The organism is Streptomyces sp. NPDC048269 (assembly GCF_040652395.1).
GTDB lineage: Bacteria > Actinomycetota > Actinomycetes > Streptomycetales > Streptomycetaceae > Streptomyces.
Map to the genome: position 1 here is coordinate 21,939 of NZ_JBEZLW010000011.1, position 19,980 is coordinate 41,918.

17 protein-coding genes are annotated in these 19,980 nt (G+C 72.5%); 6 read left to right on the forward strand and 11 right to left on the reverse strand.

Going from position 1 to position 19,980, the window contains the following annotated elements:
* Positions 1–225 precede the first annotated feature (225 nt).
* The 4 genes from AB0D48_RS14980 to AB0D48_RS14995 all read right to left on the reverse strand — a co-directional run bounded on the left by AB0D48_RS14980 (position 226) and on the right by AB0D48_RS14995 (position 4,341).
* Entirely contained in the window at positions 226–690 is a 465-nt protein-coding gene (locus AB0D48_RS14980; RefSeq protein WP_362395562.1) for an ATP-binding protein, read from the reverse strand.
* 332 nt (positions 691–1,022) lie between these two features.
* Entirely contained in the window at positions 1,023–1,985 is a 963-nt protein-coding gene (locus tag AB0D48_RS14985) for an acyl-CoA dehydrogenase family protein (RefSeq protein ID WP_362395564.1), read from the reverse strand.
* Between the two features lie 5 nt (positions 1,986–1,990).
* Positions 1,991–3,154 carry an acyl-CoA dehydrogenase family protein gene (locus AB0D48_RS14990; RefSeq protein WP_362395567.1) on the reverse strand — a complete coding sequence of 388 codons (1,164 nt, stop codon included), beginning with the start codon at positions 3,152–3,154 and terminating at the stop codon, positions 1,991–1,993.
* Positions 3,154–4,341, reverse strand: a complete 1,188-nt coding sequence (locus AB0D48_RS14995) for an amidohydrolase family protein (RefSeq protein WP_362395569.1) — start codon at positions 4,339–4,341, stop codon at positions 3,154–3,156. The genes AB0D48_RS14990 and AB0D48_RS14995 overlap by 1 nt, the downstream gene beginning before the upstream one ends.
* Positions 4,342–4,500: 159 nt before the next feature.
* Between AB0D48_RS14995 and AB0D48_RS15000 the strand changes: the two genes are divergently transcribed.
* Positions 4,501–6,051: an AMP-binding protein gene (locus AB0D48_RS15000; RefSeq protein ID WP_362395572.1), complete on the forward strand. Its 1,551-nt coding sequence runs from the start codon at positions 4,501–4,503 to the stop codon at positions 6,049–6,051.
* 174 nt (positions 6,052–6,225) lie between these two features.
* Here AB0D48_RS15000 and AB0D48_RS15005 read toward each other — a convergent pair whose 3' ends face one another.
* Both AB0D48_RS15005 and AB0D48_RS15010 read right to left on the reverse strand, forming a co-directional pair.
* Positions 6,226–7,491: a zf-HC2 domain-containing protein gene (locus tag AB0D48_RS15005; RefSeq protein WP_362395574.1), complete on the reverse strand. Its 1,266-nt coding sequence runs from the start codon at positions 7,489–7,491 to the stop codon at positions 6,226–6,228.
* Positions 7,488–8,066 carry a sigma-70 family RNA polymerase sigma factor gene (locus tag AB0D48_RS15010; protein ID WP_362395576.1) on the reverse strand — a complete coding sequence of 193 codons (579 nt, stop codon included), beginning with the start codon at positions 8,064–8,066 and terminating at the stop codon, positions 7,488–7,490. The genes AB0D48_RS15005 and AB0D48_RS15010 overlap by 4 nt, the downstream gene beginning before the upstream one ends.
* 299 nt (positions 8,067–8,365) lie before the next feature.
* Here AB0D48_RS15010 and AB0D48_RS15015 point away from each other — a divergent pair, with 299 nt between their 5' ends.
* Positions 8,366–8,884, forward strand: a complete 519-nt coding sequence (locus AB0D48_RS15015) for an EF-hand domain-containing protein (RefSeq protein WP_362395578.1) — start codon at positions 8,366–8,368, stop codon at positions 8,882–8,884.
* 390 nt (positions 8,885–9,274) lie between these two features.
* On the opposite strand, the gene purU is transcribed toward AB0D48_RS15015, so the two are convergent.
* A complete protein-coding gene (gene purU / locus AB0D48_RS15020) occupies positions 9,275–10,153 on the reverse strand; it encodes a formyltetrahydrofolate deformylase (protein ID WP_362395581.1) in 879 nt (292 codons plus the stop codon).
* 14 nt (positions 10,154–10,167) lie between these two features.
* Entirely contained in the window at positions 10,168–10,614 is a 447-nt protein-coding gene (locus tag AB0D48_RS15025) for a hypothetical protein (protein WP_362396041.1), read from the reverse strand.
* 208 nt (positions 10,615–10,822) lie between these two features.
* On the opposite strand from AB0D48_RS15025, the gene AB0D48_RS15030 reads away from it, so the two are divergent.
* The gene (locus AB0D48_RS15030; protein WP_362395583.1) at positions 10,823–12,169 is read left to right on the forward strand and encodes an ABC transporter substrate-binding protein; all 1,347 of its coding nucleotides are present in this window, start codon (positions 10,823–10,825) and stop codon (positions 12,167–12,169) included.
* 39 nt (positions 12,170–12,208) lie between these two features.
* Here AB0D48_RS15030 and AB0D48_RS15035 read toward each other — a convergent pair whose 3' ends face one another.
* Positions 12,209–13,450, reverse strand: a complete 1,242-nt coding sequence (locus tag AB0D48_RS15035; RefSeq protein ID WP_362395585.1) for a hypothetical protein — start codon at positions 13,448–13,450, stop codon at positions 12,209–12,211.
* Positions 13,451–13,829: 379 nt separating this feature from the next.
* Positions 13,830–15,200 (reverse strand): transcriptional regulator, encoded by a 1,371-nt coding sequence (locus tag AB0D48_RS15040; protein ID WP_362395587.1) that lies wholly within the window; start codon positions 15,198–15,200, stop codon positions 13,830–13,832.
* A 213-nt stretch (positions 15,201–15,413) separates the two neighbouring features.
* On the opposite strand from AB0D48_RS15040, the gene AB0D48_RS15045 reads away from it, so the two are divergent.
* From AB0D48_RS15045 to AB0D48_RS15055, 3 genes are all read left to right on the forward strand, one after another.
* Complete coding sequence (locus tag AB0D48_RS15045; RefSeq protein WP_362395589.1) at positions 15,414–16,100, forward strand: bifunctional DNA primase/polymerase; 687 nt, start codon at positions 15,414–15,416, stop codon at positions 16,098–16,100.
* A 138-nt stretch (positions 16,101–16,238) separates the two neighbouring features.
* Positions 16,239–17,084, forward strand: coding sequence for an ABC transporter ATP-binding protein (locus tag AB0D48_RS15050; RefSeq protein WP_362395591.1), 846 nt, complete (start codon positions 16,239–16,241; stop codon positions 17,082–17,084).
* Positions 17,081–18,721: a transporter gene (locus AB0D48_RS15055; RefSeq protein WP_362395593.1), complete on the forward strand. Its 1,641-nt coding sequence runs from the start codon at positions 17,081–17,083 to the stop codon at positions 18,719–18,721. The genes AB0D48_RS15050 and AB0D48_RS15055 overlap by 4 nt, the downstream gene beginning before the upstream one ends.
* A 205-nt stretch (positions 18,722–18,926) precedes the next feature.
* On the opposite strand, the gene AB0D48_RS15060 is transcribed toward AB0D48_RS15055, so the two are convergent.
* Positions 18,927–19,847 carry an alpha/beta hydrolase gene (locus tag AB0D48_RS15060; RefSeq protein WP_362395595.1) on the reverse strand — a complete coding sequence of 307 codons (921 nt, stop codon included), beginning with the start codon at positions 19,845–19,847 and terminating at the stop codon, positions 18,927–18,929.
* Between the last annotated feature and the right edge of the window lie 133 nt (positions 19,848–19,980).

Below are 19,980 nucleotides of genomic sequence, written 5' to 3' on the forward strand. Positions count from 1 at the left end.
CCAAGGCCAAACCCTGGAAAGCGACGCCATGCTCGTTCACCCTGCCCCGTGTCCGCACAACCAGGGAACACATGCGGGTGGCGGCGGCGCGCATGCACGCCCCGAGCGCGGCACCGCGGCCGCCACCCCGCGACCCGCACTCGTCAAGGCAGGCCCTTGGCGTCCCCTCGCGTCGAATCGCTCCACACCAGGGTGATCAAGATGTGACGGAACGTCAACACCTCGTTAGAGGTACACGCGCGGTTCCCGCACCTGAGGGTGAATCTCCGAAGGGCCGTCCGAGGCGCAGTCCGACGCCGCCTTCTCCGCGCGGTCGATCTCGCACCAGATCCGCTTGCCCGCGCCCTCGCGCTGCCAGCCCCAGCGGTCCGCCAGGCCGTCCACCAGCTCCAGGCCCCTGCCGCCGGTGTCGTCCCCGGCGGCCTGGCGGGGGGCCGGCGCCCGGTCGCTCGTGTCGGCGACCTCGACCCGCACGCCCGGCTCCCCGAACAGCATCCGCAGCACGGCCGGACAGCCCGTGTGCACGACCGCGTTCGTGACCAGCTCGGAGATCAGCAGGATGAGCGTCTCGGCGAGCGGCTCGTCCTCACCTATGCCCGACCCCGCCAGCCGGGACCGGGCCCACCGGCGCGCCCGGCCGACCTCGGCGGGGTCCGGTCCTACCTCCAGCTGAACCTGAAGCACCTGCACCGCTCACACCATCCGAACCGGCGGACACTTCGCCTCGCGACAGGATGGGATCACCCAGTGTGATCCCCTTGCGGAGCAGCATGGTTGACATACAGTCACGACAACAAGCGCTTCGGGCATATTCCCGCGCGAAGGAGTGGGCGTGGTGCATACTGTGCGACGCCTGCGCCGCTCAACCGCTCGCATTCGTGGGAGCGTACCGGAGCGGCCCCCTGCCTTCGGGCCGCAAAGGGGTGGGCGAAGGACACAAACCGATATCAACTCTCTGTAATCGGACATGAGTCCCTCGCCGTCCCTCCCGTGCCCTCCGGTGACAACGCGCTACGACGACGCTACGACAGCGAGCCCAGCAGTTCCGCCGCCAGCAGCTCCTCGGCCTCCGCCGCGGTCCGCCACTGCTCGGCCCGCACCCAGGCCCGCTTCAGGTGCAGGTGCACGTCCGCCTCCCATGTGAAGCCCATGCCTCCGTGGACCTGGAGACAGTCCCGGGCGTTGCGCACGGCCGCCTCGTCCGCCAGGAGTTTCGCGGCCGCGACCTCACCCGACTCCGCCCCCTCGCCCGACTCCGCCCCCTCACCCAGCTCCGCCCCCTCGCCCGACTCCGCCGCCCCCTCCGCCATCACCGCCGCCGCGTACACCGCCGTACGCGCCACCTCCGCCCGCACCAGCATCTGCGCGCACAGGTGCTTGACCGCCTGGAACGCGCCGATGGGCTGCCCGAACTGCTCGCGCTCCCCCGCGTACCGCACCGCCAGCTCCACCGTCCGCAGCGCACTGCCCACCTGGAGCGCCGCCGTCAGCAACGCCCCCACGGAGCGGTACGGGGACACGTCGCCGGCGGACGCCACCCGGTGCAGCGGGGTCAGGGGGTCCACCGAACGCACCGGCTCCCCCGCCGGCAGCTCCGCCGCGCCCAGCACCGCGTCCGCATCCGCCAGGTGGGTCACCAGCCCCCCGCCCAGGTCGAAGGCGGTCACCACCGCCGTGCCCGCCGCCGCGCCCGGCACCAGCCCGGCGGCCAGGTGCGTGGCCACCAGCGGCCCCGGGAGCAGGGCCCGCCCGGCCTCCTCGAAGACCAGGACCGCCTCCGGGAGGCCGAGGCCCACGCCCCCCGCCGCCTCCGGCAGCCGCAGCGCGAAGAGACCGGCCTCGCCCAGCTCCCGCCACAGGTCGCGGTCGACGGCGGTCCCCGTGTCCACCGACGCCCGCAGCGCCTCCCGTCCGTACCGCCCCGCCAGCAGGTCCCGTACGCCCGCCCGCAGGTCCCGCTGGTCCTCGGTCGGCTGGAAGTCCATGTCCCTCACCCGCCCTTCGGAAGGCCGAGGATCCGCTCGGCGACGATGTTCTGCTGGATCTGCGAAGTGCCCGCAGCGATGGTGTAGGAGAGGGACGAGAGCCGGTCCAGGACCCATTCCTCCTCCATCACCAGCGAGTCCGCCCCCAGCACCTCCGCCGCCGTGTCGTACAGCTCCTGACGCGCGTGCGAGTAGGCGAGCTTGAAGACGGAGCCGCCGGTGCCGGGGACCCCGCCGCAGCGCTCCGACTCGCTGACGTTCCACTGCGTGAGCCGCCACAGCGCGCCGAACTCCCCGTACAGCCGCCCCAGCCTGCGCCGCAGCACCGGATCGTCCCAGCGCCCGTTCGCCTTCGCCGTGCGGGCCAGATCGCCCAGGGTCCGGCGGCAGGCGACGACCTCGCCGACGAAGGCGGTGCCCCGCTCGAAGGACAGGGTCACCATGGTGACCCGCCAGCCGTCGTTCTCCGCCCCGACCCGGTGGGTGACGGGGACCCGTACCTCGTCCAGGAACATCTCCGCGAACTCGGTCGATCCCGCGAGGGTGCGCAGTGGCCGTACGGTCACCCCCGGGGCGTCCATCGGCATCGCCAGCCAGGAGATCCCCCGGTGCTTCTGCGCGGAGGCGCTGACGGGGTCGGTCCGCACCAGCAGCTCGCACCAGTCGGCGACCTCCGCGTGCGAGGTCCATGTCTTCGACCCGGTGATCACGTACTCGTCGCCGTCCCGGACCGCCCGCGTGCGCAGGGAGGCCAGGTCGGAGCCAGCCTCCGGCTCGCTGAACCCCTGGCACCACACCTCGTCGCCCCGCAGTACGGGCGGCAGCCAGCGCGCCCGCTGCTCCGCCGTGCCCTCGGCGGCGATGGTGGGGCCGGCGTGCAGCAGCCCGACGAAGTTCGCGCCGACGTACGGGGCGCCCGCGCGCTCCGTCTCCTCCAGGAAGATCAGGTGCTGGGTCGGGGTGGCCCCGCGGCCGCCCGCGTCCACCGGCCAGTGCAGGCCCGCGTACCCGGCCTCGTACAGCCGGCGCTGCCAGCCGAGGTCGTACGCGCGGCGCCCCGGCCAGTCGTCCGGGGACGGCTTTGCGGGCAGCTCGGGCAGCACCTTGCCGAGCCATTCGCGCAACCCCGCCCGGAAGGCCCGCTCCTCCTCGGTGTAGGTCAGATCCATCAGACGAGGTCCAGGCTGAGCATCCGGATGGCGTTGCCGCGCATCAGCTTGTAGACGGTCTCCTCGTCCAGTCCCTTCACGTGGTCGAGGGCGACCTCCTTGGTGTGCGGGAAGGTCGAGTCCACGTGCGGGTAGTCGGTCTCGAAGGTGGCGTTGTCCCGCCCGACCACGTCCAGCGAGGCGATGCCGTGCTTGTCGCGGAAGAAGCAGCAGAACATCTGCCGGTAGTAGTACGTGGACGGCGGCTCGGGGATCAGGTCGCGGACCCCGCCCCAGGCGCGGTGCTCCTGCCACACGTCGTCGGCGCGCTCCAGGGCGTACGGGATCCAGCCCATCTGCCCTTCGCTGTAGGCGAGTTTGAGCGTCGGGAACTTCACCAGCACACCGCTGAACAGGAAGTCCATCATCGAGGCCATCGCGTTGTTGAAGCTCAGCGAGGCCTGTACGGCGGGCGGCGCGTCGGGCGAGGCGGCGGGCATCTGGGAGCTGGACCCGATGTGCATGTTGACCACCGTGCCGGTCTCCTGGCAGACGGCGAAGAAGGGGTCCCAGTAGCCGGAGTGGATCGACGGCAGTCCCAGGTAGGTCGGGATCTCGGAGAAGGTCACCGCCCTTACGCCCCGCGCCGCGTTGCGCCGGATCTCGGCCACCGCCAGGTCGATGTCCCACAGCGGGATGATGCACAGCGGGATCAGCCGGCCGCCGCTGTCGCCGCACCACTCCTCGACCATCCAGTCGTTGTAGGCGCGGACACACGCCACCGCGACTTCCTTGTCGCGGGCCTCTGCAAAGGTCTGGCCGCAGAACCGCGGAAAGGTCGGGAAGCACAGCGAGGCCTCGACGTGGTTGAGGTCCATGTCGGCGAGGCGCGCCTTGGGGTCCCAGCAGCCGCGCCGCATCTCCTCGCGGGTGATCCCCTCCAGCGTCATGTCGTCGCGGTCGAAGCCGACGGCGGCGATGTTGCGCTTGTACGGGAACTTCAGGTCCTCGTAGATCCACCAGTCGGTCGGCGGGCCGTCGGGGTCCATGGAGATCACGTACTTGCCGCCCGTGTACTCGAGCTCGCCGATGCCGGCGGTGAGCGCCTTGGGCCCGCGGTCCCGGTACCTGGCCGGCAGCCAGACGTCGAACAGGTGGGCGGGCTCGATCACGTGGTCGTCGACGCTGATGATCCGAGGCAGTTCCATGGTCTCCCCAATTCCCCGATCTGATGGATCGTCAGAAACAAGCTAGCCCCGCCACCCCTGGACCGACAAGCGTCGGCGCTCTACGCTCTGCGCTTGATCTGACTAACCGTCAGCTATCGAACGACCGGCCATCTCGCGTCGGCCAAGGGGAGGTCCGGGATGACGGACACCGCGACAGAACTGAGCCGCTGCGCGACCCTGTGGGAACTGATCACCCGCCGGGCCGCCCTGACCCCGGACACCACCGTCCTCATCGAGGCCACCGACCACCCCGCCGACGACCGCCGGCTGACCTTCGGAGAGCTCCGCGACCGCTCCGAGCGCGTCGCCGCGGGCCTGCACGGCATGGGAGTGCGCCCCGGCACGGTCGTCGCCTGGCAGCTCCCCACCCGTATCGAGACCGTGCTGCTCTCGGTCGCCCTCGCCCGGATCGGCGCCGTCCAGTCCCCCGTCATCCCCTTCTACCGGGACCGGGAGGTGGGCTTCGCGCTCCGCGAGTCCAAGGCCGAGTACTTCGCCGTCCCCGGCCTCTGGCGGGGCTTCGACCACCCGGCGATGGCGGAGCGGCTCGGGGCACGCGGCGTCTTCGAGGCGTACGCGTCCCTCCCCGACGGCGACCCCGCCGTACTCCCGCCACCCCCCGCCTCCGGCACGGACGTCCGGTGGATCTACTGGACCTCCGGCACCACCTCCGACCCCAAGGGCGTCCTGCATACCGACCGCTCCCTGATCGCGGGCGGCTCCTGCCTCGCGCACGCCCTGCACCTGACCCCGGCCGACGTCGGCTCGATGGCCTTCCCCTTCGCGCACATAGCCGGGCCCGACTACACCGTGATGCTGCTGCTGTACGGCTTCCCCGCGGTCCTCTTCGAGAAGTTCGCGATGCCGGACGCGCTGGACGGCTACCGCCGCCACGGGGTCACGGTGGCCGGCGGCTCGACGGCCTTCTACTCCATGTTCCTCACGGAGCAGCGCAAGGACCCGGACGTCCCGCTGATCCCCACCCTCCGCCTCCTCGCGGGCGGCGGAGCCCCCAAGCCGCCGGAGATCTACCACGCGGTCGTACGCGAGATGGGCTGCCAGCTGACCCACGGCTACGGCATGACCGAGGTCCCGATGATCACCATGGGCGCACCGGACGACACCCCGGAACACCTCGCGACCACCGAGGGCCGCCCGCCGGCGGGCATGTCCATCCGCATCACGTCGGCCGACGGCACCCCGCTCCCCGCGAACACGGACGGAGAGGTACGGCTGCGCGGCGAGGCGGTCTGCCAGGGCTACTTGAACCGGGACCAGTCGGCGGAGGTCTTCGACCCCGACGGCTATCTGATCACGGGCGACCTCGGCCACCTGACGCCGGAGGGATACCTGGTCCTCACGGGGCGCAGCAAGGACGTGATCATCCGCAAGGGCGAGAACATCTCGGCGAAGGAGATCGAGGACCTGCTGCACCAGTTGCCGGGGGTGGCGGACGTGGCGGTGATCGGGCTGCCGGACCCGGAGCGGGGTGAGCGCGTCTGCGCGGTGGTGGAACCCGTTCCGGACGCGGGCCCGGCGCTGACCCTGCCGGCCCTGACCTCGTACCTGCGCGGGCAGGGCCTGTCCCCGCACAAGCTCCCGGAGCAGTTGGAACTCCTGGAGTCCCTCCCGCGCAACGACGCCTTGCGCAAGGTCCTGAAGTACCGCCTCCGCGAACGCTTCAGCTGAGCCCGCCGGGCGGCGCGGGGGTGCGGGTGCGGGTGCGGGTGCGGGTGCCGGGCAGAATGCGGCCCTTCGGCGTTCGAGGAGCGGGGTACGGGGCGGAGGCCCGGACCTCCCGGACCTTCGCGCCGCACCCGGACCGGCGCCCCACCGCCCCGCCCCCACCGCCCCGCCGGGTGGCTACATCCGGCTCAGGGACGCCGCTGCGAACAGGACGTCGCGGATCGCCTCGCGGTCACCGTGCTGGCCCGCCGCCGCTTCCTCCGGCGAGATGTGGCCGGCGGCCAGCTGGCAGAACTCGATCCCGTCCAGGGCGATCTCCGCCACCGTCCGCTCCGCCGACGGCACCGCCCCCGGCGAGTCCAGCGAGATGTCCCAGCCCCCGCCGCCCGCACCCTCGATCTCCAGGTGCAGCGTCCGCCCCGGCGCGCCCGCCGCGACCAGCCCCCGCGCCGGCGCCGCCAGCCCCGCCCGACGGCGCCGCGCCAGCGCTCCCGGCAACTGCCGCGCCGCGAGGTCGATCATCCGGTACAGATGCGGCCCGGACGGCGGCTCGTACGGGTAGTCAACGGCCTCCGCGATGTCCCACGCGTGCACCCAGCACTCGAAGGCCCGCTCCAGGAACGCGTCCCCGAGCGGCAGCGCGAAGCCCCCGTAGTCCACGGCAAGCTCGGCGACACCGCGGCCCGCGAACGACACCGTACGCACCAGCGTGTGTCCCTGCTCCCGCCACGGCTCGCGGACCTTCCGGGTGGCCGGGTACTCCGACGCGTTCCAGAAGTGCTCCGTGCGCGCGGTCGTGCCGCCGCCCTCCGGCGCCTCCTTCCCCAGCGGATCGTCCAGCCCCAGCGCGGTGGCCACCAGGCCGTCCACCGTCAGCAGATGCCCGATCACCCCCGCCACCGTGGTCCGGTGCGTCGTCCGCCGCTCGTCCTCGAACCACTTCAGCCGGACCGGGGTGTGCCACTCGGAGTCCCCGAAGTCCTGGAGCAGCGCGTCGAGCCGCGCGGTCTCGGTGTCGTACGGGTTCGCCCACACCGGTACGGGGATACGGGCCGGCCGCTTGCCCAGGCAGTCCTCCAGCACCCGCGAGCGCAGCAGCGGCTTGAGGTCGAGGTTCTCCTCCGGGTGCAGGAGCCCCACCGCGTCGCGCAGCCGCAGCGCCTCCTCCGCGCAGGGAGCGCACTCGGTGAGGTGGTCCTCCACCGCCTGCGTCTCCTCGGCGGAGCACGCGGCCAACGCCCACGCCCCGAGCAGGGACTTCAGTACGGCGTGCGACCGCGGCGGCGGCACCGGCGCCGACAGGGGCTCCGGCCCCGGCGGCTCCGCGACCAGCGGCGCGTGCCGCGGATCCATGTCGTCGGCGGCGCCGCGCGGAGCCGGTATCCGGGCCCGGCCGCCGGGCCGCTCGTATCCGTCGTCGTGGGACTCGGCGGGGCCGTTCATCGGGGCGTTCCGTATTCGCGCGGGCCGTATCCGGGCGGGGCGGTGTCCTCCTGCGGGAGGGTGTTGGCGGTCGACAGCAACTGCAGCCCGAGACGCAGCCGGCGGCGCGCCTCGTCCTCGCTGATCTGGAGGTCGGCGGCGGCCTGCCGGTAGTCGCGCCGCTTGAAGTACGCGAGTTCGAGCGCGGCGCGCAGCGGCGCGGGCATGGAGGTGACGATGTAGTCCGCGCGGGCGGCCGCGTTGGCGCTGCGCACCTTCTGCTCCAGCTCCTCGCGCGAGCCGCGGCCCAGTTCGGCCTGGCGCAGCCGGTCCACCGCCTGGCCCTGGGTGATGCGGGCGACCCAGGAGCGCATGGAGCCCTGCTTGGGGTCGTAGGCGTCCGGGTTCTCCCAGATGTAGCCGAAGACCTCACGGGTGATCCGGTCCGCCGCCTTCTCGTCGCCCAGCACACGGTGCGCCAGGCTGTGTACGAGCGAGGCGAACCGGTCGTACAGCTCCCCGAGCGCGGCGGCCTCGCCGCGGGCGAGGCGCTGCTGCATGCGGCGGTCCCAGCGCGGTGGTACGTCCTTAGGCATGATGCCCCCAGCCGTGTGTCGACGCATCGAATGTAGTGGCCACATGGCCAGGTGCGCCCGTTTTGCGGGAAGGTCACTCTGGAAGTGAGCCCTGCGTGATAGGCGGGTGGCAGCGTGTGAACCGTGGTAGGGGCGACGGCACATGGGCACATGTGTACGCGCCCCGCCGCGCTCCCCGTGCGCGGGTTCGATGCGGCCGCCTGCTTGACCGCTTCGCTTAACGCGCAGGCCACCTAGGCCTTACGCTCCTGCCTGTCTTGATCTGAACCCACCGCACACGTGAAGGCGGAACGCCGAACATGGACAGCGCAGAATACGAGCGCAAGATCGCCGCCCGATTCGCCACCTTCGACCAGGACGGGTCCGGCTATATCGACCGGGAGGACTTCAGCGCGGCCGCGAAGGCCGTCCTGGCCGAATTCGGTACCACCGCCCGGTCGGACAAGGGCCAGGCCGTGTTCGCCGGGGCCGAGGCCTTCTGGCAGGGGATGGCCGGGATCGCGGACGTCGACGGGGACCAGCGGGTGTCCCGCGAGGAGTTCATCACCGGGGCGGCGAAGCGGCTGCGGGACAGCCCGGAGCGGTTCGCGGAGATCGCGCGGCCGTTCCTGCGGGCCGTGATCGCGGTGGCGGACGGGGAGGGCGGCGGCGCCGCCCCCGCGGCGGCGGCGCGGGTCCTGCGGGTCCTCGGCACACCGCCGGAGCTGGCCACACAGGTGGCGGCGGCCCTGGACGCGGACGGCGACGGCCGCATCTCGGAGGACGAGATCCTGACGGCCTTCGCCGCCTACTGCGGCGTGGAGGCTCCCGACGCCTGACGCCTGCGGCGAGCTCGGCGGTGAACGGCGGGGCCCGCGGCCCCGCCACCGCTCCGCTGCGCCTCCGGCCCGGACCCCGACCCTCCAGCCCCACCAGGCAAATTGGGCCCTCGGGCCGAAACGGGCACGCCGGGGCCGATCCCGCGCGCCCCAGGCCGACGATCCGGCCGCCCGGGGGCCGACCCAGCCCCGCCGGCGATCGAGGCGCGGGGCCCGGGGCAGCGCCCCGGCAGCCGGCCCGCACGGACCCACCCCGCGGCACCCCGCCGCACCGCAGGCCCCAGCACCGCAGGCCCCAGGGCAGCCCCCGGCGGCCGACCCGCACGGCCGGCCTCCCGGACCCCGGACGCCGGTCCAGGTCCAGGTCCCGGACCGCAGCAGCCCGCAGGGCTACGCGAAGACGACCGTGCGGCTGCCGTTGAGGAGGACGCGGTGCTCGCTGTGCCACTTCACCGCGCGCGCCAGCGCCTGGCACTCCACGTCGCGCCCGATCGCCACCAGCTGGTCCGGGGTCACCTCGTGGCCCACCCGCTCGACCTCCTGCTCGATGATCGGCCCCTCGTCCAGGTCCGCCGTCACGTAGTGCGCGGTCGCGCCGATCAGCTTCACACCGCGCGCGTGCGCCTGGTGGTACGGCTTCGCGCCCTTGAAGCTCGGCAGGAACGAGTGGTGGATGTTGATGATCCGCCCGCTCAGCTCCTTGCAGAGGGTGTCGGACAGCACCTGCATGTACCGGGCGAGCACGACCAGCTCGACGTTCTCGGAGCGCACGAGCTTCAGCAGCTCCGCCTCCGCCGCCGCCTTTGTGTCCTTCGTCACCGGGATGTGCACGAACGGGATGTCGTACGAGCCCACCAGCTCCGCGAAGTCGGTGTGGTTGGAGACCACGGCCGCGATCTCGACCGGCAGGGCGCCGATAGACGAACGGAACAGCAGGTCGTTCAAGCAGTGGCCGAACTTCGACACCATCAGGACGATCCGCATGCGCTCGTCGGAGCGGTGGATCTGCCAGTCCATCTTGAAGGATTCGCCGATCGCGGCGAAGCTCGCGCGCAGCTTCTCCACGGTCACCGCCGGCTCGGCCTCGAAGTGCACCCGCATGAAGAAGAGCCCGGTCTCCCGGTCTCCGAACTGCTGGCTGTCCACGATGTTGCAGCCGGTCATGAAGAGGTAACTCGACACGGCGTGCACGATGCCCTGCTTGTCGGGGCAGGACACGGTAAGGACGTACTGGGGCTGCGGCTGTGCCTCGGGCTGCGGGTCGCTCATGACCGCATAGCCTTTCACACCGCGCGGGTGAGGATCCTCAGCACTTCCAACGACGTCGGCCGGGCGTCCGGATCGTCCCCGTCCGCAACGGCCAGCCGTACGTGCGCCTCGCGCGCAGCGCGGACCGCCTCGGGCCAGGCGTGGTGCTCCAGGTAGACGGAAACGGGTGCGTCGGGCCCGACCTGGTGCAGGATGCGCAGCACCCGCAGCACGGCCAGGTCGACCAGGGCCGCTTCCTGTGAGTCGCGGAAGATCGTGCCGACGTACTTCTCCGCCGACCAGCTGTCGAGCCAGGTGTCCTCGACGAGCCGGTACACGGCGTCGGTCACGTCCCCGTACCCCTCGGCGCCGGCCAGCCAGGTGTCCTCGTGGAAGGCAGGGTCGGAGAGCATGTGCAGCGCCGAGCGCACATTGCTGCGCCAGCGCCACCACGGCATGTCGTTCAGGGGCATGCCGCCCATGGTGGAGGAGCGGCCACCGCGTCGGGAAGGGTTCTTCGAACCTTGGGCGAATGTCACGCGTTCGATCGTACGTTCCCGCCCCCTGTGATCTTGCGCCGCATGTGAACAAACGGAATATGACCTTCCCCCCGGTAATTCACCTGGGCGTCACCCAATGTTGCGGACTCCTCACTCTCCAGTTCCCCACGGGGCGGAATGGTGCATGGACATGACCGATCGGCGACGCGCAACAGCCCTCTCCCGCACCCTTCTGGCCACGGCGATGGGCGCGTGCCTCGTCGCCGGGTGCGGGGTGCTCCCCGGAGACTCGGGGGGCTCCGGGGACACCCTCACCGTCATGACGTTCGCGCCCGAGGACACCAAGGCGACCAACATGCCCGGAATGCCCGGCATGGCCAAGGCGTACGAGCGCTGGGTCAATGCCAAGGGCGGCATCAACGGGCGCAAGCTGCGCGTCCTGACCTGCAACGAGAAGAACACCCCCACCGGCGCCGCCGACTGCGCCCGCAAGGCGATCAGCGAGAAGGCCGTCGCCGTCGTCGGCTCCTACAGCCAGCACGGACGCGCCTTCATGGCCCCGCTGGAGGCCGAGGGCATCCCGTTCATCGGGGGTTACGGGGTCACGTCCGAGGAGTTCCAGTCGACCCTCTCCTACCCCGTCAACGGCGGCCAGCCGGTGCTCCTCGCCGGCGCCGGTCACCAACTGGGCCGCGTGTGCGGCCAGGTCGCCCTGGTCCGCCCCGACACCCTCGCGGGCGACTCGATGCCCGTCCTGCTGAACGCCGGGCTCAAGGCCAACAAGATGGCCGACGCCTCTGACATCCGGGCCGCCGAGGACTCCGCGGACTTCGCGCCACAGGCCCGCGAGGCCCTCTTCGGCACCCTCTCCCCCACCGGTGCCGCGAGCACCAAGGACTCCAAGGACGCCGCCAAGGACCCGAAGGATTCCAAGGACGCCAAGGAGAGCGGCAGGGGGTGTGTGACCGCGGTGCTCGGCGAGCGCACCGAAACCTTCTTCGACGCCTTCCGCCGGGCCGACACCCAGAACCGCAAGCCGCAGATCTCCTCGGTCCTGGGCAGCGTCAGCCAGTCCCTGGTGGACCGCACCGGCGGCAAGGAGAGCCCCTTCGAGGGCGCGTTCCTGACCAGTTGGTACCCGGTGGCGGGCGACCCGCTCTGGGAGCCGATGCGCAAGGTGATCTCCGAGTACGCGTTCGGCGACGACACCGTCGACCCCGACGACAGCGGGGCGCAGACCACCTGGATCGCGTACACCGTGTTGAGCGAGATCGTGAAGCGCTTCAAGGCGGACGAGGACATCACGGCCCGCAAGGTCGGGCGCATGCTCAACCAGTCGCAGGCGGTCAAGACCGGCGGCCTCACCCCGGACCTGAGCTGGCGCTACCAGGACATGCGCGCCGTCGCCGGCTTTCCCCGCATCGTCAACGGCCGGGTCACCTTCCAGGTCGTCCGGTCCGGCCGGCTCGTCGCCCAGGAGGGCGAGGGGTCGCTGGACATGACGGCGACACTGGAACAGGCTCCCCGGGCGGCGTGAGCCCCGGCGGGCCTGTCGGTCCCCCTGGAGGGGGAGGTGTCAGAGCTGCGACTTGTCGCGCTTGGTGAGTCCGTACTTGGCCGCGATGTTGTTCCACAGCGCCGCGGCCGACTCCTTCGCCTTCGTGGCCTCGCCGCTCGCCTTGTTGCCGGCGACGGCGTTCTCCGAGTTCTTGGCCTTGCCGTCCTTGCACTTGTCGTGGTCCACGTCGTCCGCCCAGGCCGCGTAGCTGTTGTCGGCGGCCGCCGAGGACTGCCAGGCCTTGGTGAGGGCGGCGGTCAGCTTCGCGTTCTCCGGGAGCTGTTCCACCTTCAGCTCCTGGAGGCGGGTGACGAGCTCCTCCCGCTGACGGGCCGCGTCGCGCAGGTCGCCGGCCGCCTGGGCGAGGTTCTTGCATCCCTTGATGTCGTCCACGGCCTTGATCACCGAGGCCCGGCTGTCGTTGCTGTCCGCGAGGACCTTGTCCAGCTGCACGGCCTGCGGGCGGCCGGGGTCCACGGGGGCCTCGCCGGCGGGCGCCGCCGTGCCGCCGCTCGTGCTGGGCGCGGCGGCCACCGCGCCCGGGTCGTTGTTCTGCGGCTTGTCCTCGCTGAGCAGCGAGCCGACACCGAGCCCGACCACGGCGAGGCCGATGACCACCGCGGCGATGATCGCGGGAGACACCTTGCGGGACGGCTCCGGCGGCGGGGGCGGCGCGTACTGCGCCTGCTGGAACTGCGGCTGCCGGAGCTGCTGCGGCGGGGGTACGGGGCGGCCCTGCGCGCGCGGCGGATAGGGGCGCGGCGGCGGCTGCCGCAGCACCGGCTCCTGGACCGGCGGCAGGTGCTGGGTGTGCCCGGCGGAGTCGTCGCCGCGGAACAGCCCGTCGAACGGCTCGAGCCCGCCGGCCGCGGGTACCGGCGGTATGTACTGGGTCGCCGCCTCCTCGTGCGCGGGACCCGCCGGCACGGGCGGGATGTACTGCGTCGCCGCCTCACCCTGACCCGGACCCGCCGGCACGGGCGGGATGTACTGCGTCGCCGCCTCACCCTGACCCGGACCCGCCGGCACGGGCGGGATGTACTGAGTCGCCGCCTCACCCTGACCCGGACCCGCCGGCACGGGCGGGATGTACTGGGTGACGGCCTCGGGCAGCGGCGGGTAGCCGTAGCCGTGCGGCTGCCCCGGTCCCTCGTACCCGGGCCCCACCACGTGCCCGGGCCCGCCCTGCGGCTGCTGCCCGGGGTCCGGACCCCACGGGGCACCCGGCTGGGGGGCGCTCCCCTGTCCGTTCTCCGTCACCGGGACTCCTTCTCCGACTCGCCCGAACCTACGGAACCGTCGGCTCACGCTACCGGGTCACGCCCCACCACGGTGAGGCCACCCGCGCCCCCGGCCCCGTCCACCCCGCCGGAGCCGTCCCCAGCCCCGCCGGAGCCGTACCCGGCCCCATACCCAGCCCCGCCGGCGTTTGAGGCGCGGGGGCCCGGGGGCAGCGCCCCCGGCAACGGCCCCGCACCCACCCAACGGGCCCGACCCGACCCGAACCCCGCCCCGCCGGAGCCATACCCAGCCCCGCCGGCGTTTGAGGCGCGGGGGCCCGGGGGCAGCGCCCCGGCAACGGCGCCGCACCCACCCAGGGGGCCCGGCCCGACCGAACCCGGCCCGGCCCGGCCCGCCGCTAGGCGACCCGCGCTGCGAACTCCCTTACCGCCGCCTCCTCCCGGTACGGCTCCAGCCGCTCCCGGAAGTCGTCCAGGTACTCCGTCCCCCGGTTCGAGCGGAGCCCCTCCAGCAGGTCCGCCGCCTTCGTGGCCGTATGGCAGGCCTGCTCCACCTCCCGCTGCTGCACCTGCGCCGCCGCCAGCAGCAGCAGCCCGATGGCCCTGCGGCGCGCCTTGCCCGCCGGGAGGCCCCGTAGCGCCTCCTCCGCCATCCGGGCCGCCGCCTCCCCCTGGCCCAGGTCCCGGTGGCAGTGGGCCAGCTCGTCCGCGAGGTACGCCTGGTCGAAGTGGCGGATCCACACCGGGTCGTCACCCGACTCCGGCTCCGCCCGCTCCAGCGCGCTGACGGCCCGCGACGACAGCACCGCCGTCGCCCGGGTGTCCCCGAGCAGCGCGTGCCCGCGCGCCTCCGCCGCGTAGAACATGGCCTCCACCCGCGGGGTGACCTGCCCCCGTGTTCCCTCCTGCGCGGCCCGCGCCAGCTGCGCGATCTCCCGGGGATTGCCCAGCTCGGCGGCGAGATGGCTCATGGAGGCGGCGAGCACGTAGCCCCCGTACGCCCGGTCGCCGGCGGCCTGCGCCAGCCGCAGCGCCTGGATGTAGTAGCGCTGGGCCAGGCCGGGCTGGCCCGTGTCCACCGCCATGTAGCCCGCGAGTTCCGTCAGCCGGGCCACCGCCGCGAACAGCGCCCGCCCGACCGGCTCCCGGTAGGAGCCGCCGATCAGTCCGGACACCACGGAGTTGAGGTAGTGAACGACCACGGGCCGGACGTGCCCGCTGCCGAAGCGGTGGTCGAGCTCGGTGAGCGCGTCGGTGGTGGCCCGTACGGCCTCGACGTCGGACATGCCGACCTTCGAACCGCCACTGCGGGCCACCTGCGTGTCCGTGCCGGTGATCAGCCAGTCGCGGCTCGGCTCGACGAGCGCGGAGGCTGCCACGCTGGAGCCCGCCAGGAAGTCGCGCCGCCCCACGTCGCTGCGCCACAGTTCGCAGACCTGCTCGATGGCGCCGACGACGGTCGGGGAGAACTGCAGGCCGACGCCGGAGGCGAGGTTCTTGCCGTTGGCCATGCCGATCTCGTCGATGGTGACGGCGCGGCCGAGTTTGCGGCCGATCGCCTCGGCGATGATCCCGGGGGCCCGGCCGCGTGGCTGCTGGCCGCGCAGCCAGCGGGCCACGGAGGTCTTGTCGTAGCGGAGGTCGAGACCGTGTTCCGACCCGCACATGTTGACGCGCCGGGCGAGCCCGGCGTTGGAGCACCCGGCTTCCTGGATGAGCGCCTGCAGCCGTTCGTTCGGCTGGCGGGCGACGAGAGGCCTGGCTGCCATGAAAACCCCCTGAGGCCGCGGGTGATCGTGGAATGATCACTTCCCGCCTGATGTGCGGAGAATCTTCCGCTCTGCGTCTTGTCGCTACCCAGCGGCCGCGCCCCGCCCTCCCACGCGCCCCCGCCCGTGCACCAGTGCGCCCCGCATGCAGGATCGATGCTCCGCCCACCGGCCGGTTTACGCCCGTAACCCCGGGTGGTCCGGGTAGTTGTGATGGGCGTGAAAGAGACCATCGGAGTCACGGAGACCGCACCCATCCCCAAGCAGCGCGGCGAGCAGCTGCTGGACCATGCCGTGCGGTACGCGGAGGAACGGCACTGGGACGTCTTCGCCGGAACCTGGCTGGAGGCCGGTGACGGGCGGGAGTTGTGCTCCTGCGGGGCGGAGGACTGCGTGGCGCCCGGCGCACACCCGGCGGTGAAGGACTGGGCGTCGCTGGCGACCGGCAGCGCGGTGCAGGTCCGGCGGATCTGGGCGAAGCACCCCGAGGCCTCGATCCTGATGCCCACGGGCCGGGCGTTCGACGCGCTGGACGTGCCGGACGCCGCCGGGTTCCTGGCCCTGGCGCGGCTGGAGCGGATGCAGCGCACTCTGGGGCCGGTCGCGCTCACGCCCGACCACCGGATGCTGTTCTTCGTCCTGCCGGGCGCCGGGGCCAAGATGACGGACCTGGTGCGCAAGCTGGGCTGGTCGCCGTCGGCGATCGACCTCGCCGTGCGGGGCGAGGGCGAGTACGTGGCCGCCCCGCCCACCCGCTTCGGCGGCCGGGGCTCGGTCCAGTGGGCGCGGCGGCCCACGCCGGCGAACCGGTGGCTGCCGGACACCGAGGAGCTGATCGACGCGCTGGCGTACGCGTGCGGGAGCGAGGCGGCGGCGGGGCGCAAGCGGCGGCAGGGCTGACCACCCGGTCCGCGGGCGGGAACAGCAGGGACATTACTGACCGGAAACTCATGACATAAGTAACTGCTCAGGCCTCTTCCCCTCCTCCTATGGTGAGGAAAGAACGACCAACGGGGACGTGTGACGAGAGGCAGGCGCATGCCGGACCAGGGTGATGCGACGGGCGGGACGTACGGGACGGGTGGCGCGCGATCCGCGCCGTCCGCCGTGCGGGTGGAAGGTCTGTGGAAGCGCTTCGGCGAGCAGGTGGCCGTCGCCGGGATCGACCTGGAGCTGCCCGCGGGCAAGTTCATCGGTCTGGTCGGCCCGAACGGCGCGGGCAAGACGACGACGCTGTCGATGGTGACCGGGCTGCTGCGCCCGGACATGGGGCGGGTCCTCGTCGCCGGGCACGACGTGTGGGCGGACCCGGTCGAGGTGAAGGCCCGGATCGGCGTGCTGCCGGAGGGGCTGCGGCTCTTCGAGCGGCTGTCGGGGCGTGAACTGCTCGGCTACATGGGCCGGTTGCGGGGGCTGCCGGGCGAGGAGACCGACAAGCGGGCGACGCAGCTGCTGGACGTCCTGGACCTCGCGGGCTCGCAGCACAAGCTGGTCGTGGACTACTCGACGGGCATGCGCAAGAAGATCGGCCTGGCGGCCGCACTGCTGCACAACCCCGAAGTGCTGTTCCTGGACGAGCCGTTCGAGGGCGTGGACCCGGTGTCGGCGCAGACCATCCGCGGAGTGCTGGAACGTTACACCGCGTCCGGCGCGACGGTCGTCTTCTCCTCCCACGTGATGGAGCTCGTCGAGTCGCTGTGCGACTGGGTGGCCGTCATGGCGGCCGGGCGGATCCGCGCCGCGGGCCCGCTGGCCGACGTACGGGGCTCCGCGCCCTCCCTGCAGGCCGCGTTCCTCGAACTGGTCGGCGCGCACGGGCGCGAGGCGGCCGGGGACTCGCTGGACTGGCTGGGCGGCGGCTCCGGTACGGCGGCCGTCCGATGACCACGACCGGCGCTCTCGCCACGCCCGCCGCTCCGGCCACTGACGCCGCACCCGTCTCGCTGACCGGCGTCTTCGTCCGGCTGAAGCTGTCGCTGCTGCGCAACGGGCTCAAGGGCTCCTCCAAGCGCAAGGCCGCCTGGATCACTTCCCTGGTGTTCGCGCTCGTCGTCGGCTTCTTCGTCACGCTCGGCCTGGCCATGCTGCACGGCAAGGCCCACGCGGGGACGGTCGTCGTCCTGCTGGCCGCGATCCTGGCGCTCGCCTGGACCGTCATGCCGCTGTTCTTCCCCAGCGGGGACGAGACGCTCGACCCGAGCCGGCTGGTGATGCTGCCGCTGCGCCCGCGTCCCCTCGTACGGGCCCTCCTCGCCTCCTCGCTCGTCGGCATCGGACCGCTGTTCACGCTGTGCCTGGCGGTCGGCTCGGTGATGGCCGTCGCCCGGGGCGGCGCGGGGGTGGCGGCCGCGGTCGTGGCCGTCCCGCTGCTCCTGCTGGGTTGCGTGGCCCTCGCCCGCGCGGTGGCCACGGCCAACGTACGGCTGCTGACCAGCCGCAAGGGGCGCGACCTGGCGCTGCTCAGCGGACTGCTGATCGCGGTGGGCGCGCAGCTGGCCAACTTCGGCAGCCAGCGCCTGCTCCAGGCGGGCGGCCTGGCCCAGCTGGAGCCCGCCGAGGCGGTGGTCCGGTGGCTGCCTCCGGCGACCGCCGTCGGGATGGTGGACTCGGCGAGCGAGGGCGCGTACGGGGTCGCCGCGGCCCAGCTGGCCCTCACGGTCGGCGCGCTGGCCCTGCTCCTCTGGTTCTGGGAGCGCAGCCTCACCAAGCTGATGGTCACCCCGGACGGTTCGACCCTCGCGGCCGCCAAGCCGGAGAAGGACCGCGGCGCGGGCGGCTTCTGGTCGCTGCTGCCGGCGGGCCGTACGGGCGCGGTCATGCAGCGGACCCTCCGCTACGCGGTCCGCGACCCGAAGGCGAAGTCGGCCTTCGTGACCGCGCTGGCGATCGGCCTGATCATCCCCGTCTTCAACGCCCTGCAGGGCACGGGATCCATCTACCTGGCCTGCTTCGGCTCCGGAATGCTCGGCGTCCAGATGTACAACCAGTTCGGGCAGGACACCTCGGCGTTCTGGATGGTCGCGCAGACCATCTCCACCCCGCGCGACGCGTACGTGGAGCTGCGCGCCCGCGCCGCAGCGCTGGCCCTGGTCACCGTCCCGTACACGGTCTTCGTCACGGCGGTCACCGCCGCCCTGGTCGGCAACTGGTCGGCCTTCCCGATGGCCTTGGGCCTGGCCCTGGCGCTGCTGGGCGCGATGCTCTGCACGGGGGCCGTGTGCTCGGCCCGCTTCCCGTACTCCATCCCGACGGACGGCGCCTTCAAGAACGTCGCCCCGGGGCAGGCCGGGCTGGCCTGGATGGGCATCTTCGGCGGCATGCTGGCGTCGGCGCTGCTCTGCTCCCCGGTGATCGCCCTGACGATCTGGCTCAACGGGGCGGACCACCAAGACGTTTCCTGGCTGCTGTTGCCGCTGGGCGCGGCCTGGGGTGCGCTGGCGGCCTGGACGGGCCTGCGCCTGTCGGCCCCGACGGTGGCGCGGAGGCTGCCGGAGATCCTGCTGGCGGTCAGCAAGGGCTGACGGGTCAGCGGGCGGCGAGGGAGCCGACGGAGACGACGCCGTGCCGGGGTTCTGGAGGTAGGGGCGGGTGAGCGTCCCCGGCCGGGTGGTGGTTCTGAGGCGCGGCCGGGGGCGGCGCGGCGGCCGCGGCGCCGTGACGGCACGCTGTGGCTGCGTGCCGGTGACGTCCGGGTACGCGTCGAGACCTGAGCCGCCGCCGCGCGGCTCAGATCCGAGCTGCCTTGACGCCGTCCAGGAAGGGTTCCAGGGCCGCGCGCCAGGCCGTCGGCTGGTCGTAGTGGAGGTAGTGGCCGGCGTCCGGGATTTCCGCGTACTGGCCGGCCGGGAGGACGCGGACCATTTCCTGGGCTTCGGCGCGGCCCAGTTCGCCGTCCAGGCCCCGGACCACCAGAGCGGGACAGCGGACTTGGGCCAGTTCCTCCCAGTGGGCGTCGTGGACCCAGGTTTCGCGGGCCGTCAGCATCTGGCGGCGGGAGAAGAGGGGGCGCCAGCCGTCTGGGGCCTCGTGCATGACCTCGGCGAAGAAGGAGCCGCGGCCGGGGTCGGGGCGTTCCACCCGGGGGTCGTCCTCGCCGAACCAGCGGCGGGCCGCGTCCTGGGTCGGGAAGGGCAGGGGCCACCGGTGGAACCAGTCCTTCCACTCCTGCTGCGAGGCTTCACCGAGGGCCGAGGCGCGCATGTCGCAGATGACCAGGGCTTCGACCAGGTCCGGGCGGCGAGCGGCGAGCTGCCAGGCGGTGAGGGCGCCCATGGAGTGGCCGATCAGGGTCACGGGGGCGAGGTTGAGATGCTCGACGACGGCCTCCGCGTCGGCCACGAAGGCCTCGCGCGTATAAGGACCGTCCGGCGGGCGGTCGCTCTGGCCGTGGCCGCGCTGGTCGAGAGCGATGACGCGGCGGTGCTCGCCGAGCCAGCGGGCCGTTCCGGCCCAGTGGAAGGCGCGGCCCATGAGCCCGTGGAGTAACAGCACCGCGGGACGGGAATCCGCCTCGGCATGCGGCGGGGCATGCGGCGCGGAGGCCGGTTCCGTCGCGGGACCCGACGCGGCTTCCGTCGTCGGTTCGCGGAACTCCCAGGCTGCCAGGCGTACGCCGTCGGCCCCTGTCACATCGATGCGCTGTACCACCGCAGATGCACCCCCTTCACTCCCGGCCAGACTATCGAACCCGCATTCGAAAACGGCCGTCTCGCCGACAACACCGCTCTTTCGAGTGACCTTGCTCAAGGATTGACCGCCACTGCCGATGGAGATCCTTTCA

What these genes read in the sequence shown, in the direction of transcription:
- AB0D48_RS14985 (WP_362395564.1), bottom strand. Translation starts at nt 1,985, where the DNA reads ATGGACTTCCAGCCGACCGAGGACCAGCGGGACCTGCGGGCGGGCGTA.
- AB0D48_RS14990 (WP_362395567.1), bottom strand. Translation starts at nt 3,154, where the DNA reads ATGGATCTGACCTACACCGAGGAGGAGCGGGCCTTCCGGGCGGGGTTG.
- AB0D48_RS14995 (WP_362395569.1), bottom strand. Translation starts at nt 4,341, where the DNA reads ATGGAACTGCCTCGGATCATCAGCGTCGACGACCACGTGATCGAGCCC.
- AB0D48_RS15000 (WP_362395572.1), top strand. Translation starts at nt 4,501, where the DNA reads ATGACGGACACCGCGACAGAACTGAGCCGCTGCGCGACCCTGTGGGAA.
- AB0D48_RS15005 (WP_362395574.1), bottom strand. Translation starts at nt 7,491, where the DNA reads ATGAACGGCCCCGCCGAGTCCCACGACGACGGATACGAGCGGCCCGGC.
- AB0D48_RS15010 (WP_362395576.1), bottom strand. Translation starts at nt 8,066, where the DNA reads ATGCCTAAGGACGTACCACCGCGCTGGGACCGCCGCATGCAGCAGCGC.
- AB0D48_RS15015 (WP_362395578.1), top strand. Translation starts at nt 8,366, where the DNA reads ATGGACAGCGCAGAATACGAGCGCAAGATCGCCGCCCGATTCGCCACC.
- purU (WP_362395581.1), bottom strand. Translation starts at nt 10,153, where the DNA reads ATGAGCGACCCGCAGCCCGAGGCACAGCCGCAGCCCCAGTACGTCCTT.
- AB0D48_RS15025 (WP_362396041.1), bottom strand. Translation starts at nt 10,614, where the DNA reads ATGGGCGGCATGCCCCTGAACGACATGCCGTGGTGGCGCTGGCGCAGC.
- AB0D48_RS15030 (WP_362395583.1), top strand. Translation starts at nt 10,823, where the DNA reads ATGACCGATCGGCGACGCGCAACAGCCCTCTCCCGCACCCTTCTGGCC.
- AB0D48_RS15040 (WP_362395587.1), bottom strand. Translation starts at nt 15,200, where the DNA reads ATGGCAGCCAGGCCTCTCGTCGCCCGCCAGCCGAACGAACGGCTGCAG.
- AB0D48_RS15045 (WP_362395589.1), top strand. Translation starts at nt 15,414, where the DNA reads ATGGGCGTGAAAGAGACCATCGGAGTCACGGAGACCGCACCCATCCCC.
- AB0D48_RS15050 (WP_362395591.1), top strand. Translation starts at nt 16,239, where the DNA reads ATGCCGGACCAGGGTGATGCGACGGGCGGGACGTACGGGACGGGTGGC.
- AB0D48_RS15055 (WP_362395593.1), top strand. Translation starts at nt 17,081, where the DNA reads ATGACCACGACCGGCGCTCTCGCCACGCCCGCCGCTCCGGCCACTGAC.